Origin of the sequence: Chitinophaga sp. sic0106 (genome assembly GCF_019219075.1) — a bacterium.
Classification (GTDB): Bacteria; Bacteroidota; Bacteroidia; order Chitinophagales; family Chitinophagaceae; genus Chitinophaga.
Genome location: NZ_JAHUWJ010000011.1, coordinates 215,857 through 229,436 on the forward strand (window position 1 = coordinate 215,857; position 13,580 = coordinate 229,436).

12 protein-coding genes are annotated in these 13,580 nt (G+C 48.5%); 10 read left to right on the forward strand and 2 right to left on the reverse strand.

The window, feature by feature from the left end; all coding sequences use genetic code 11:
* The first annotated feature begins 161 nt into the window (after positions 1 to 161).
* The 9 genes from KW844_RS17760 to KW844_RS17800 all read left to right on the forward strand — a co-directional run bounded on the left by KW844_RS17760 (position 162) and on the right by KW844_RS17800 (position 11,204).
* Complete coding sequence (locus KW844_RS17760) at positions 162 to 1,664, forward strand: xylulokinase (RefSeq protein WP_218378117.1); 1,503 nt, start codon at positions 162 to 164, stop codon at positions 1,662 to 1,664.
* Between the two features lie 21 nt (positions 1,665 to 1,685).
* Complete coding sequence (gene xylA / locus KW844_RS17765; protein ID WP_218378118.1) at positions 1,686 to 3,014, forward strand: xylose isomerase; 1,329 nt, start codon at positions 1,686 to 1,688, stop codon at positions 3,012 to 3,014.
* Positions 3,015 to 3,052: 38 nt separating this feature from the next.
* Positions 3,053 to 4,006: an aldose 1-epimerase gene (locus tag KW844_RS17770; RefSeq protein ID WP_218378119.1), complete on the forward strand. Its 954-nt coding sequence runs from the start codon at positions 3,053 to 3,055 to the stop codon at positions 4,004 to 4,006.
* Positions 4,007 to 4,217: 211 nt separating this feature from the next.
* Positions 4,218 to 4,934 carry a carboxypeptidase-like regulatory domain-containing protein gene (locus KW844_RS17775; protein WP_218378120.1) on the forward strand — a complete coding sequence of 239 codons (717 nt, stop codon included), beginning with the start codon at positions 4,218 to 4,220 and terminating at the stop codon, positions 4,932 to 4,934.
* Between the two features lie 202 nt (positions 4,935 to 5,136).
* Positions 5,137 to 5,730 carry an RNA polymerase sigma factor gene (locus KW844_RS17780; protein ID WP_218378121.1) on the forward strand — a complete coding sequence of 198 codons (594 nt, stop codon included), beginning with the start codon at positions 5,137 to 5,139 and terminating at the stop codon, positions 5,728 to 5,730.
* Positions 5,723 to 6,439, forward strand: coding sequence for a hypothetical protein (locus KW844_RS17785; RefSeq protein WP_218378122.1), 717 nt, complete (start codon positions 5,723 to 5,725; stop codon positions 6,437 to 6,439). The genes KW844_RS17780 and KW844_RS17785 overlap by 8 nt, the downstream gene beginning before the upstream one ends.
* A 2-nt stretch (positions 6,440 to 6,441) precedes the next feature.
* On the forward strand, positions 6,442 to 7,851 hold the full coding sequence (locus KW844_RS17790) for a S8 family serine peptidase (RefSeq protein WP_218378123.1): 1,410 nt from the start codon (positions 6,442 to 6,444) through the stop codon (positions 7,849 to 7,851).
* 40 nt (positions 7,852 to 7,891) lie between these two features.
* Complete coding sequence (locus KW844_RS17795; protein WP_218378124.1) at positions 7,892 to 10,621, forward strand: CHAT domain-containing protein; 2,730 nt, start codon at positions 7,892 to 7,894, stop codon at positions 10,619 to 10,621.
* Between the two features lie 76 nt (positions 10,622 to 10,697).
* Positions 10,698 to 11,204 carry a hypothetical protein gene (locus tag KW844_RS17800; protein ID WP_218378125.1) on the forward strand — a complete coding sequence of 169 codons (507 nt, stop codon included), beginning with the start codon at positions 10,698 to 10,700 and terminating at the stop codon, positions 11,202 to 11,204.
* A gap of 152 nt (positions 11,205 to 11,356) precedes the next feature.
* On the opposite strand, the gene KW844_RS17805 is transcribed toward KW844_RS17800, so the two are convergent.
* On the reverse strand, positions 11,357 to 12,451 hold the full coding sequence (locus KW844_RS17805) for a S1C family serine protease (RefSeq protein ID WP_218378126.1): 1,095 nt from the start codon (positions 12,449 to 12,451) through the stop codon (positions 11,357 to 11,359).
* Between the two features lie 9 nt (positions 12,452 to 12,460).
* Positions 12,461 to 13,036 carry a sigma-70 family RNA polymerase sigma factor gene (locus tag KW844_RS17810; protein ID WP_218378127.1) on the reverse strand — a complete coding sequence of 192 codons (576 nt, stop codon included), beginning with the start codon at positions 13,034 to 13,036 and terminating at the stop codon, positions 12,461 to 12,463.
* 131 nt (positions 13,037 to 13,167) lie between these two features.
* On the opposite strand from KW844_RS17810, the gene KW844_RS17815 reads away from it, so the two are divergent.
* A complete protein-coding gene (locus KW844_RS17815) occupies positions 13,168 to 13,401 on the forward strand; it encodes a hypothetical protein (RefSeq protein WP_073083736.1) in 234 nt (77 codons plus the stop codon).
* Positions 13,402 to 13,580: the final 179 nt, after the last annotated feature.

A 13,580-nucleotide genomic window follows, 5' to 3' on the forward strand; every position in this document is an offset into this window, starting at 1 on the left:
TCCGCAAGGGTGGTGTCCATAGTAGTGCAGGGAGGCCGTAGGGCCGCATACACGCGGCCCTACACTCCGGCCGACGCTGAAGGCGTCAGCCCTCCCTTTTCTTCACGCTGCTATCGACACCCCCTCACCGGAAACCTGTTGCCCATTGTAAAAAATAAGATATGTATTTCATAGGCTACGATATTGGATCTTCATCAATAAAGGCAGCATTGCTGGATGCTGATAGTGGTAAGTGCCTGGCCAGTGCCATCAGTCCCTCCCGTGAAATGCCCATGCAGGTGCTTCACGCCGGCTGGGCCGAACAGGACCCCGAAAGCTGGTGGCAGGAAGTCATCAACGCCACCAAAATCCTCCAACAACAAGTTGCATTTGAACCCGCTACCGTAAAAGGTATCGGCATCGCCTACCAGATGCACGGACTGGTATGCGTAGATAAAAACCAGGAAGTACTGCGTCCGGCTATTATCTGGTGTGATAGTCGCGCCGTGGAAATAGGCCGCCAGGCCTTTAATAAGCTGGGAGAGCAATACTGTCTTTCCCACCTGCTCAACTCTCCGGGTAACTTCACCGCTTCCAAGCTGCGCTGGGTAAAGGAAAACGAACCGCATGTATTCGAACGTATCCATAAAGTGATGCTGCCGGGTGATTTCATTGGGATGAAACTCACCGGTAAAGCCTGCACCACCGCCTCCGGCTTGTCGGAAGGTACCTTCTGGGACTTTACCGCCCAGGGCATTGCGGCAGACCTGCTGAACCACTATGATATTGACGCTTCCCTGTTATCAGAGATCGTTCCTACCTTCGGTGACCAGGGGAACCTTACTGCCGCCGCCGCCGCTACACTCGGTCTCGCAGCAGGTACACCGGTGACTTACAGAGCCGGTGACCAGCCCAACAACGCATTTTCGCTGAACGTGCTGCAACCGGGAGAAGCAGCTACCACCGCCGGTACCTCCGGTGTGGTATATGCCGTAACCGACCAGCATGCCTACGATCAGCAGAGCAGGGTGAATACCTTTGTGCATGTAAACAACGAAGGCGGCGGCGTACGCAATGGCGTGCTCATGTGCCTCAATGGTACCGGTATTGCCAACAGCTGGCTGAAATCAGTAGTAGGGGACCTCAGCTATCCGCAAATGAATGAGCTGGCAGCAACAGCGCCCATCGGTTCCGCCGGACTACAGGTATTCCCGTTTGGGAATGGTGCCGAAAGAATACTCGCCAATATGCGTGTAGGCGCCACCGTTAATCAGCTCGACTTCAACCTGCACGGCAGGGAGCATATGCTGCGCGCCGTTCAGGAAGGCATCGTTTTTGGCCTGAACTATGGCATGGATATCATGGCAGAAATGGGATCTTCCATTCACCGCGTGCGTGCCGGACAGGCAAACATGTTCCTTAGTCCGCTCTTCCGCGAAGCCTTCGCTAACACCGCAAACGTAGTAATAGAATTATATAACACAGATGGCGCCCAGGGGGCAGCCCGCGGTGCAGCCGTAGGAGCAGGGTATTTCAATCTTCAGAATGCCTTCCGCGGAATGGAATGCCTGGCCGTTATTGAGCCAGAGGCGAAACTGCAATCACAATACCGCGAATCATATGGCCAGTGGCTCTACGCTCTCAAACAGCGTCTCTCACTCGGAGAACTGGCAGATAATAAGTAAATTTTAAAATTTAACATAGTTATGAGCATTACACTTGGAAACCAGGAATACTTCAAAGGGATCGGTAAGATCAAATTTGAAGGACCACAGTCAGACAATCCACTGGCTTACCGTTATTACGATGAAAACAGAATTATTGCCGGCAAATCCATGAAGGAATTATTCCGATTTGCAGTTTCCTACTGGCATACCTTCTGTGGCACCGGTGGAGATCCGTTTGGTCCTGGTACTAAAAACTTCCCATGGCTGGTAGCCACTGATGCTGTACAAAGCGCAAAAGATAAAATGGATGCCGCGTTCGAGTTCATTACCAAAATGGGCTTACCTTATTACTGCTTCCACGATGTGGACCTGGTAGATGAAGGTGCGAACATTGCCGAATATGAAAGCCGTATGCAGCAGATCGTTGCTTACGCAAAAGAAAAACAGTCCGCCAGCGGTGTAAAACTGCTGTGGGGTACCGCCAATGTTTTCAGCAACCCTCGCTATATGAATGGTGCCGCTACCAACCCTGACTTCGCAGTGGTGGCTTATGCGGGCGCACAGGTGAAAAACTCACTGGATGCTACCATCGCACTGGGTGGCGAAAACTACGTGTTCTGGGGTGGCCGTGAAGGTTATATGACCCTGCTGAACACCAACATGAAACGTGAACAGGAACACCTGGCACGCTTCCTCGGTATGGCGCGCGACTATGCCCGCAAACAAGGCTTTAAAGGTACATTCTTCATCGAGCCTAAACCAGCAGAACCTACCAAGCACCAGTACGATTTCGACAGCGCTACCGTAATCGGTTTCCTGCGCCAGTACGGACTGGATAAGGATTTCAAACTCAATATCGAAGTAAACCACGCCACCCTCGCCGGCCATACCTTCCAGCATGAGCTGCAGGTAGCCGCTGACGCAGGTATGCTGGGTAGCATCGATGCTAACCGCGGTGATGCGCAGAATGGTTGGGATACCGACCAGTTCCCGATGAACCTGAATGAGCTCATCGAAAGTATGCTCATCATCCTCGAAGCCGGTGGCTTTGCAGGTGGTGGTGTTAACTTCGATGCCAAAACCCGTCGTAACTCTACTGACCTCGAAGATATTTTCCACGCACACATCGGCGGTATCGATACGTTCGCAAGAGCGGCGCTTATCGCAGAAAAAGTGCTGGCAAATTCTCCATATAAGCAATTCCGTAAAGACCGTTACGCTTCTTTCGACAGCGGTAAAGGCCTGGAATTTGAAAGCGGTAAACTCTCCCTGGAAGACCTGCGCAACTTCGCAGCAGCTAACGGTGAGCCTAAACTGACCAGCGGCCGTCAGGAATGGCTGGAGAATATTATCAATAACGCCATCTGATTTTTTTGACTATTTTGTATGCAAATAAAACAGGAACAATGAGATTTAGTATACTTTCATTACAGGAAGGTGGTTTTGATATTGTGGCATTGACAGACGGAAAAAGCGGTACTGCCGTAGGAATTATTCCGGCACATGGTGCTTTATTGCACACGTTTAAGGTGAAACAGGGCAATAACACCCTCAACCTGATCGACAGCTATAAAGACCTGGCAGATATGCAGCAGGATCTTAAAAACAGCTTCAAGAATGTAAAACTAAGTCCGTACGCCTGCCGGATCAAGGATGCCCGGTATAGCTTTAACGGTAAAGACTATACGCTGGAAAAAACCATTGCTCCTGGAAATGCCATCCACGGCCTGCTGTACAATGCTCCTTTTAAAGTGGTATCCCAGGAGGCGGATGAGGCAAAGGCTACTGTTACCCTTGCATATAGTTATAATCAGGAAGATGCAGGTTTCCCGTTTGCTTACGATTGCACGGCCACTTATACCCTGCACCCGGATAATGAGCTGCAGATCACCACTACTATAACCAGTAAAAGTGACGCAGTGATGCCCCTGATGGACGGCTGGCATCCGTATTTTTCTACCGGCACGCCGGTGGATCAGCTGGTGCTCACCTTTGCTTCCAAACAGATTGTAGAATTTGATGAGAAGCTGATCCCTACAGGAAAAGTGCTGCCTTTTACCGAGTTCAGAACGGGTAAAGGCCTGCAGGGAGTGGAGCTGGATAATTCCTTCGTGCTGGATTTTGCTGCTTCACAGCCACTGGCAGTGTTGCGCGATCCGGTGAAGAATATCAGTATCAGCTTCTATCCTTCCGCACAGTATCCGATTTTGCAGGTCTATATACCGCCGCATCGCAAAAGTATCGCCATCGAAAACCTGAGTGGTGCGCCTAATGCATTCAACAATGGTTTAGGCCTGGTAGAACTGGCCCCTGGTGCATCGCAGCAGTTTGATACCCGCATTAAAGTGACCGCTGGATAAAGAGGTGTGCGGTTTTGTGGATGCCGACGTACTGCAGGTCATTAAAAAATCAAACAAAATTTTCATGCATAAAAAATCCTTCCGGTCACCAGACTGGAAGGATTTTTGTTTTTCATAAAACTGTAATATTGTAGAGAGATATACCTGAACATATGGAGTAGCTGATATGTTGATTGGAGTAGATAACCGTCAGGATTTAAAACCTTAATAGATGATAAAGCAAATTGCCCGCATTTTGGCCTTAGGCTGTATGCTGATGTTGACCATGCAGTTCGTGCAGGCGCAGGTGGTAGTAACCGGTGTGGTGTCCGATACAAACAGGCTGGTATTACCGTACGCTACTGTTACCAACCTCACTACCGGCAAACACTCGGTGACGGACCAGGGAGGCTTTTACCGTATTAATGCTTCCCGGGGCGACCGCTTATCGGTTACATTTGTAGGATATGTATCGGATACCGTGCTGGTAACAGCCACATCCGGCAGTCAAACCATCAATATCCGGATGACGGTGACCAGTAAATTCCTCAAAGGAGTAGATATCAGTGCTAAATATTCCCCATATCAGCTGGATTCCATGGCCCGCCGGGATCAATACGGCTATCTGCTGGACCTGCCCAACAAGCCGCTTGCCGGGGGAAATACGCCGGAAGGTGCCGGGATAGTGTTCAGCCCGATTACCCGATTCTCTAAAAAAGAAAAACAAAAACGCCAGTTTAAAGAGAATTACGAAACCATGGAGAAAGAAAAGTATATCGATTCCCGTTATACCCCTGCCTTGGTTAGTCGGGTAACTGGTTTGTCAGGCGATTCCCTGCAACATTTTATGCGTGACAACTATCCTTCATATGAAACCATGCGCAGCCTGGAAAACAACGACCTGCTGTACTGGATAACAGATAAATATAAAAACTGGATAAAGAAATAAGGCCACAGGCTTAAATAAGAAGGGTGATCAAGCGAATTGATCACCCTTTTCTTTTTGGGGGTTATACCTACAAGGAGGTTTTTGGGGTTACAAACTGTGTTAACTATAAGTATTAGTCGAAAGATTAAACCCGAGGTAAACAACATTGATGAATTTTTTTTACGTATATTAGTTTTCCCCAATTCTTTATTTATTAACCTGTATGATACCCATAACAGTAAATAGTAGCAGGGACGCAGAAATCCTTGCAGGCTTACAGTTGGGCGGCCCCACAAGACGTTCTTTTGAAGAACTGCTCTATACCTCTTTTTTCTATCTCACCAGGGAGGGAGAACGTAAATATAACCTGACCATGGATGACAGTGCCAGCGCCTATTCCGACGCAGTTATTTCTGTGATAGACAACGTGGTAGCCGGCAAATTTGAACACCGGGCCTCTCTCAAAACTTATATTTCCCAGATTTTTTATAATAAATGTGTTGACCTGAAACGGAAAAGCGCGACTAATAAAGAGCGGGTTCATCACACCTACGACCTGGACAGCATGATGATGATGCTTCCGGATAATGCCAGAAATGCGGTGCAGCAGCTGATAGACCATAACAACCATACCCTCCTGCGTCAAAAACTGGCGGAAATTGGTGAAAAATGTAAAGAGCTGTTGCTGCTGTTTGAAGATGGATACCCTGATCGTGAAATTGCTGCCATGCTGCATTATAACTCCGCTGAAGTCGTGAAAGTAAGCAGAAGACGATGCCTGGATAAATTAAGGGAAAAAATGCCTGGTTATGAATGAGCAACTACATTACATCGATGATTACTTTACCGGAGCATTAGGGCCGGAAGAAAAAGCGGCGTTTGAACAGCGCTGCACTACTGACCAGGAATTTGCCCGGGAGGTAGCTTTCTACCTCAGTGCCCGCAGCGTAATAAAAGAAGAAGTACATCAACATAAAGCGGCAGCTTTTAAAAAAATGCCGGTGAGCATGGTCGCGGTTAAACGTCCCGTTGGGCGCTACCTGGCGGCAGCAGCCACGTTGCTGCTGCTGGTAATTGCCGGCTGGTTGTATTTCAGCAAATCACCAGCACCGTCAAAACTTGCGGACGGCTATATCAAAGAAAATCTGCGTGAACTAAGTGTGACCATGAGCAGTGAAGGCGATAGCCTGCAAACCGGTATTGCCGCCTATAATAAAGGTGACTATGATACCGCCGAAAAAATATTCACCACGCTGACCAACACCGCATCTGTAAAAACAGATGCCATCAAATACCTTGGCATCGTATACCTTGTTACCAAACGTTATGATATGGCAATCGCGCAGTTTGATCTGCTAACACAGATCCCGCTGTATGCCAACCCCGGACCATTTTACAAAGCACTGGCATTGTTACAACGCGGCACCCCTGAAGACTTACAGCTCGCCAAAAAGTTATTACTGGAAGTTAAGAACAACCAGCTGCCCGGCAGCAAATACGCTACCGACTGGCTGAACAAACTTTAATCATGAAACCTCGAAATCTGCTATTACTATTGCTGATAATTGCGATTATCATTGTACTGTTTTTGCTGCGTCGCTGTAAGGAACCAGTGCTTGTTACTAAAATTACGCGTACGGATAGCGCCTATGCATCGCCACCATACCGCAAGAACCAATTGGTATTGATCTTTAAACATACCCCCACTGCTGCGGAGCGTACCCGCATAAAAGACAGTATGCACCACTACGGTATCGATACTACGAAGATACAGGTAAAGGGATGCCCCAACTGTACAGACATGCCCGTGGAACTCTGGAATGCACCCGGCATTGAAACCTACGTTTTCGCTGACCCGGTAAGAGGCGGCACTACTACCGGTACCGGCTCCCAAGGTCAGGGCGAAGACACCTCTTCTTACTATTCACCGAATTTCATCTTCCAGATGCCTCCTGACAGGGATGCTAAGGAGCCTGCACAGATTACAAAAATGGTATCCCGCCGGTTCAACAACAAAGGCACACCGGTGCGGGTAGCCATTCTTGACACCGGACTGGATGAAGCCTTACTGAACGCTGGCTACACCTGGAAAAACCCGCTTGAAACGGCTGGCAATAACAACGATGATGATGGCAACTGCATGAAAGATGATGTGGTGGGTTGGAATTTTGCGAACAATAATGCAGATGTCAGAGACGATCATCCGGGCCGCCATGGTAGCCACATCGCGCTGTTTATCCTGAATGAATTCCAGCGGGACAGCGCTAACGCACTCCAACTGATGATCCTGAAAACGCACGACCAAAAAGCAGAAGGAGATATGTTTGGTACCATGTGTGCTATCGGTTACGCCGTGAGTCACCAGGCTAACATAATCAATGCCTCCTGGGGCTATTACAGCGGGTACAAATCCAATCCTTACCGGCCACTGGATTCAATGATCACCACCGTGCTGGCACAAAAAGGAATCCTGTTCATTACCTCCGCAGGTAACCGCTCTGCCGCCGCTGATGATAGCGCCATTAAAGCAGGACTCAGCGAGGCCGACTTACGCGACCTCACTAAACATAACATGTACCCGGCCTGTTTTAATAACATCGGCAGCAACGTAATAGTGGCTACCACGGTAAATGATACGGCTGTAAGTCCTACGCAAAACTTCGCTTCGCGATATGTGGATATTGGTGTGAAAGCGGATATTTCAGAAAATGGAATGCAGCAATTCAGGGTACCGCTGATGCTGAATAACAGCTACATATCAGGCTCCTCATTTGCTACGGCTATAGTCACCGGGCGGATTGCGGCTATGTGTCCGGTGAGTATGTATGTTCCTCAGCTGAAGAAAGAAACTTTCCTTAACGCAAGGGAAGTGAGTGCATCAAAAAACGAAATGATTAAAGAGAAAGTAAAAGAAGGCAGATATATTATTCACAACTAAACAGTAGTATATAAGGCATAACCTGATAAATACTATTGCGATGATGCGCAGGCAGCTGATGATAATCTGCTGCCTGGCTACTTATTTCCATGCCGGCGCACAGTGCCCTGCCCGTCAAACCCTGATGCAGGCTGTGATAGCGGTGGAGCAAAGTGCTGATGACAACAATAGTAAAATTCATCAGCTGGATTCTTTGCTGGCCATACAAAAACGTTGTTATAAGGTGAAAGACAGCGTGTATGCACGCATCGTTCACCGAATGGGAAATATTTATCACCTGCAGCAATCGTGGGATAACGCTATTGCCTATACGAAAGATGCCATTGCCGTCAATAGCACCGCCAAAGACCGGCAGGAGCCTTTCCTGGTCAACAGCTACTTCAACCTGGGACTGTTTTACGATAAGCTGTATCTCTATGAGGAGTCGTATCATTATTTCGACAGCTGCATCCTTTTAGGTATCCGCTTTCCGGAGAAAACAGCTATCGCACTGCTGGCATTTGAAAGATCAGCCTTTTCACTTTACAACAACGGGCAATACCAGCAGGCAAAAAACATTGCCGAACTGGGCTACAGGGTGGCGCATAGCGTCAGGAATAGTTTGTCGGAAATAGCGCTGATGGCACAGAAAGCACAGGCCATGGTTGCCCTGGAAGATACCGCTGCCGGTGGCGTGATTCGCCAGGCCATCGCTATGCTCACGCCCACTACACCAGAAGTCTACAAAATAGTTTGTTATACCGTATATGCGGCGGTTTGTGGAAAACTCAGGCAGGAAAAGGAAGCGGTCCGCTGGTACCGCCAGGTGCTGCGCTGGAATGAAGCAGCTGCCCGCTGGAGCGACTGTGCCAGGAATACGCTCGACCTGGGTAATTTTTACCTGGACATCCACCAGCCGGCGCAGGCCATGCAATGCTACCGCCAAGGCGTGCAGTTTGCCATAAAATCGGCTGATCCCTATGTGCTGGCAGGTGTATATAATAATATTGGCTCCGCCTGCTGGAACCTTAAAAAGTACCGGGAGGCATTGGTCAACTACCAGCTGGGACTTACTACACTGCCGGTTAACTTTAAGGACCCGGCTATCACTGCGAATCCCGGCTATGACCGGCTTCGCCTGGTAAACAATAACTACTTCGTATACACGCTGCTGAGTAATAAGGCTGAATCGTTAATGGAAATTTACCGCAGTACCGGGGAGCAGCAATGGGGGAAGGCGGCGTTACAAACGTTTATGATTGCAGACTTGTCAGTGGACCTGATGCGCTGGAAACAATCCGGGGAGCCGACCCAGCTGTACTGGCGTAACCGCACGCGTAAGATGTATGCGCAGGCGATAGAGGTAAGTTACCTCCTGCAGGATGCTAACGCAGCCTGCCATTTTTTTGAGAAGAGTCGCGCCGTATTGCTGAATGATAAACTAAATGAGTTAGGTGCCCGCCGGCTGTTGCCAGCGGCAGCGGCAGCGGAGGAGCAGCAACTGCGTATCCGCGTGAATGCCATGCAGCAGCAGCTTGCCATGGAAACGGCTGGTACGCCGGCATACGAGGAGGCATCGCAACAACTTTTCCGGGAAGAGAAAGGGTTGGAGCGGTTTATTGCAGGGTTGGAACAGCGGCACCCGGGATATTACCGGTATAAGTATGATACCAGCGCAGCCACGCCTGCGTTGATCCGTAAGCAGTTGCTGGCGGCGGATCAGGAGCTGGTGAGCTATTTTATGGCCGACAGCTTGGCATACGTGCTGCAGGTTACTGTGCAGGGAGCACGTTTATACAAATTGCCTTATGTGAAAAAGGACGTGGAAGATTTGCTTGAAACAATGGATCAGCGGGCATTTACTACAACGGCGTATAGTCGTTATCGTGAGTTGTCATACAAAGTGTACAAGCAGTTGTTTGCGCCGCTGCAATTACCAGGCAAAAGGGTCATTATTTCCGGTGATGAATATTTTATTCCCTTCGAAGCCTTGTTAACGGATACTTTGGCGCATAACAGTTACCTGTTGCGTAAGCATGCGTTTAGTTACACGTATGCCGCTGGTTCTTTGCTGAAGCAGCAGCGGGCCATGGGCAGGGCAGTGTATCCTTTTTTGGGAATAGCGCCGGTGGAATATGCGGCGGACTTACAGTTGCAGCCATTGCCTGGTGCAGCAGCATCGGTGGGCCGGATACGGAAAGACTATAATAAAGGACGCGTTTTAACCGGTACCAAAGCTAACCGGGATAATTTCCTGGAGCAGTTACCGCGCAGCAGTGTGGTACAGTTGTATACCCATGCCAGCGCGGCAGGTACAGAGCCGGTGCTTTACCTGGCGGATACCAGCTTGCGTTTGCCTGAAATAGGGTTATTGGAAGACACTGTTACCGCGCTGATCATACTATCGTCCTGTGAGTCAGGTACAGGGAAATTGGCCAGGGGAGAGGGGGTGCTGAGCCTGGGCAGGGCCTTCAGCATGGCAGGTATACCGGCGGTAATCACCTCGCTGTGGAAGATCGATAACAATGCTACATATGAACTCACAGAAAAGCTCCACGATGCGCTGGCACATGGTATGCCTAAGGATATAGCTTTACAACAGGCCAAACTGGCTTATCTGGATGGACAGGAACGGGACCGGCAATTGCCCTATTATTGGGCTTCCGCGGTATTGATTGGGGATGCTGCTGCTGTGAAAGGGCCCGCACCAAAAGGGTTTCCGTATGGTTATGTACTGATCGGGTTGTTTTTCCTCATCCTGGTAGTGGTGTTATTGCGAAAATATTTTTAAATTTTGTTTCCCTGGGAGATGTTAATGCCGACAAATTGGGTGGTGAATTTATTTCAATACCCCAAATTATACTACAATGGCAAACCTAGATTTCTCCTCAAAAAGCGCTTTGCTGGAATCAGTAGCCCACAACTTTGTGAATGGTGAGTTTACCACCATGCGTTTAGATCCTGAACCTGTTCCATGGACCATCGAGAACGTGGTGCGTAAATATGGTGCGCTGGGACTTGCGGCGCTGCATAATCCTGCTATCTGGGATGTAATTATCCCCCGTGGTCCGGTTCAAACTATTGGCTCTTCGAAAGAGATATTTGCAAAAGCGGTGGCTGGTGATATGATTACACAGGCCCAGGAAAAGGGTGGTAGTGCAGGCGCTAAGTTTGTTACCCAGCTCACAGATGAACTTTGCCCACGCCCGGTTAAAATTCCTCCAAAACCCAAAGGTCCTTTTGATGAAACAGTATTATTTGTAATGGGCCGGGAATTAAAAGTGGCAGCAGCCGGTATGCAGAAGGGTGAGCTTAAAACTTCTCTGGAAGCGGCTTCACAACGATTTTTTGATGCAGCTACCGCTATAGGTTAATGGCTGCAAACTTATTCCACCGTAATCCTGATAAAATGTATTACTACGGAAACGTGTTGCTTTAAAGAATATACCGGATACACATAAACGAAAAGGTCCTGCAACGTTGCAGGACCTTTTCGTTTATTTTTCATTACTCAGTTATCGAATTATCAGTTGTATACTTTTACAAGGTATACAAATTCTTCTACTTTTTTGATCTGGTCCACACGATTCATTCCTTCCAGTTTACTTTTATGTGCCCATTCTTTTTTGGATTGCTTGTCTTTCGGCATTTCATCCAGCAGGCGTTTCAGGTGGGCGGATTTCACTGCGAAAGCGATACCGTCGGAGGTGGTTTGTTTGCCGGTGATAATACCTACGATATCACCTTTGGCATCCAGGAGCGGGCCTCCGCTGTTGCCCGGATTAACCGGGATAGATACCTGGTAGGCGGTGGTGTCGCCGTTGAAGCCGGTTTTGGCGGAAATATATCCTTTACCATAAACGATTTCATCCCTTGGGTAGCCCATGGTGAATACTTCTTCACCGAGGGTGATACTTTGAGGTTTGAGGGCGTAAGGTAATGGCTGACTTTTAAAGGTGCTGTCGGCAATTTTGAGCACCGCCAGGTCGCTGGAGATGTCTTCAAATACGCTGACTGCTTTATAGGCGTCGCCTTTGGTATTTTGAACGTAGATGGAGTCAGCACCTGCCACTACGTGGAGGTTGGTAACGATGTAACCGTTGCCGGAAACAGCGAAACCTGTACCGCCGTAGGTACCTGGATTGAGGGGTGCTTTATTTTTATCTTTAATATCGTTGATGAGGGCGTTTTGAGAGCGCTGGATGTTGTTCAGCACGCGTCTGACGTCTTCATACTGGGCGGTAGATTTGTTTCGGCTGCTGTTCTGAATAATTGCGATGGTAGAAATGGAGGTTACCAGGGCAATACAGGCGGCAGCTGCCAGGTTGGCGATGGTGCGGCGGCGTATACGGGCGCGTTTGCTGGCCTGGGTAGCTTCCTGAACGGTGGTACGGATGGCCGGCATATCCAGTTGCTGGTGGATGCGATCCATCTGGGCCTGCAGATCTTTACGTTTACCGAGGTGGTCCAGTTCCTGGATGAGGAGCTGGTGTTCTTCTACCTGGCGGTTGATCTGTGGGTTTGTTCTACGCAATTCATCAAAGGCAGCCTTCTCCTGCACAGTCATTTCCCCTTCGAGGTAACGCTCTATTTCACTGATGAGAAACATATCTTCTTTCATGGCTGCTGCTTATAATGATGTATTGTATTTATCGAAAAACATTTTTTTGAGTCGCATGAGGCACTTGTACTTTTGGTTTTTGGCGTTTTCCGAGCTGGTGTAGCCAAATTTGTCCGCTATTTCCTGCATGGAATGTTTGTGCAGGTAATAATCTTCCAAAATAGTTTTGCATGGTTGCCCCAGGCTGTCCATAGCTTTTTCCATGATACGGAACTGTTCGTCTTTAGCCTCGTGGTCGTCTACAATGTCTTCGGCAGGTATGATTTCCTCCAGTTCCGTCGGGAGGGCATACAGGCCGTGGTTGCTCTGTAGTTTTTTGAGCCAGAGGTGGCGGCAAACAGAATACAGGAAAGTTTTCAGGCGGCTGGTGAGTGTAAAGTCTCCTTTACAGGCCTTTTCATATAATATAATGATGGCTTCCTGGAATACATCCTTGGCATCGTCTTCGGTTCCGTTATGCTGTAAAATCATGCGTAATACAACCGGAAAATTATCTGAATAGATGATTTCCAATGACTTACCATCACTTTTTGCCAACCCCAGCAATAAATCCCTATCTTTTGCTATGTCTTGAATTTGCTTCACTCTTAATACAGTTAAAAGGCGTTTGGTAACCCAAAGTACCGAAAAAAAAATTTTTAAAACATTGGGTTACCTTTTGGGTGATCCCGGTATAAAGGTTAAATCATTCAAAAAACATCCTAAATTATTGTACGATGAAGAACGTAATTAAATTTGGTTTCCTGGTTGCCGCTTTCGGTATTTTCGCAGTTGCTTGTGGTGGTAACGCTGAGCAGAAAGCTGTAGATTCTACTGCTACTGAAGCTACTCAAGCTATCGACTCTGCTGCTAACGCTGCAAACGCTGCTGTTAACGCAACTGCTGATTCTGCTAAAGCTGCTGTTGATTCAGCTGCTGCTGCTGCTGTTGATACTGCTGCAAAACACTAATTTGCAACACAACGCATATTATATAAGCCGCCCCGGGACTCCCGGGGCGGTTTTTTTTGTGTGCGCCAGGCATGGCGATCTGCTATAGGGTGCAAGTCCCGAACCCACTTTGTAGTAGGAAGGGTTAGCCAATAGCAAGGGTGTCGCGGGCGACTGCGAATCTGAAGGAAGCTGGCGGC

Excerpts from the sequence above, each read along its gene's own strand:
- KW844_RS17760 (WP_218378117.1), top strand. The coding sequence starts at position 162 with ATGTATTTCATAGGCTACGATATTGGATCTTCATCAATAAAGGCAGCA.
- xylA (WP_218378118.1), top strand. The coding sequence starts at position 1,686 with ATGAGCATTACACTTGGAAACCAGGAATACTTCAAAGGGATCGGTAAG.
- KW844_RS17770 (WP_218378119.1), top strand. The coding sequence starts at position 3,053 with ATGAGATTTAGTATACTTTCATTACAGGAAGGTGGTTTTGATATTGTG.
- KW844_RS17775 (WP_218378120.1), top strand. The coding sequence starts at position 4,218 with ATGATAAAGCAAATTGCCCGCATTTTGGCCTTAGGCTGTATGCTGATG.
- KW844_RS17780 (WP_218378121.1), top strand. The coding sequence starts at position 5,137 with ATGATACCCATAACAGTAAATAGTAGCAGGGACGCAGAAATCCTTGCA.
- KW844_RS17785 (WP_218378122.1), top strand. The coding sequence starts at position 5,723 with ATGAATGAGCAACTACATTACATCGATGATTACTTTACCGGAGCATTA.
- KW844_RS17790 (WP_218378123.1), top strand. The coding sequence starts at position 6,442 with ATGAAACCTCGAAATCTGCTATTACTATTGCTGATAATTGCGATTATC.
- KW844_RS17795 (WP_218378124.1), top strand. The coding sequence starts at position 7,892 with ATGATGCGCAGGCAGCTGATGATAATCTGCTGCCTGGCTACTTATTTC.
- KW844_RS17800 (WP_218378125.1), top strand. The coding sequence starts at position 10,698 with ATGGCAAACCTAGATTTCTCCTCAAAAAGCGCTTTGCTGGAATCAGTA.
- KW844_RS17805 (WP_218378126.1), bottom strand. The coding sequence starts at position 12,451 with ATGAAAGAAGATATGTTTCTCATCAGTGAAATAGAGCGTTACCTCGAA.
- KW844_RS17815 (WP_073083736.1), top strand. The coding sequence starts at position 13,168 with ATGAAGAACGTAATTAAATTTGGTTTCCTGGTTGCCGCTTTCGGTATT.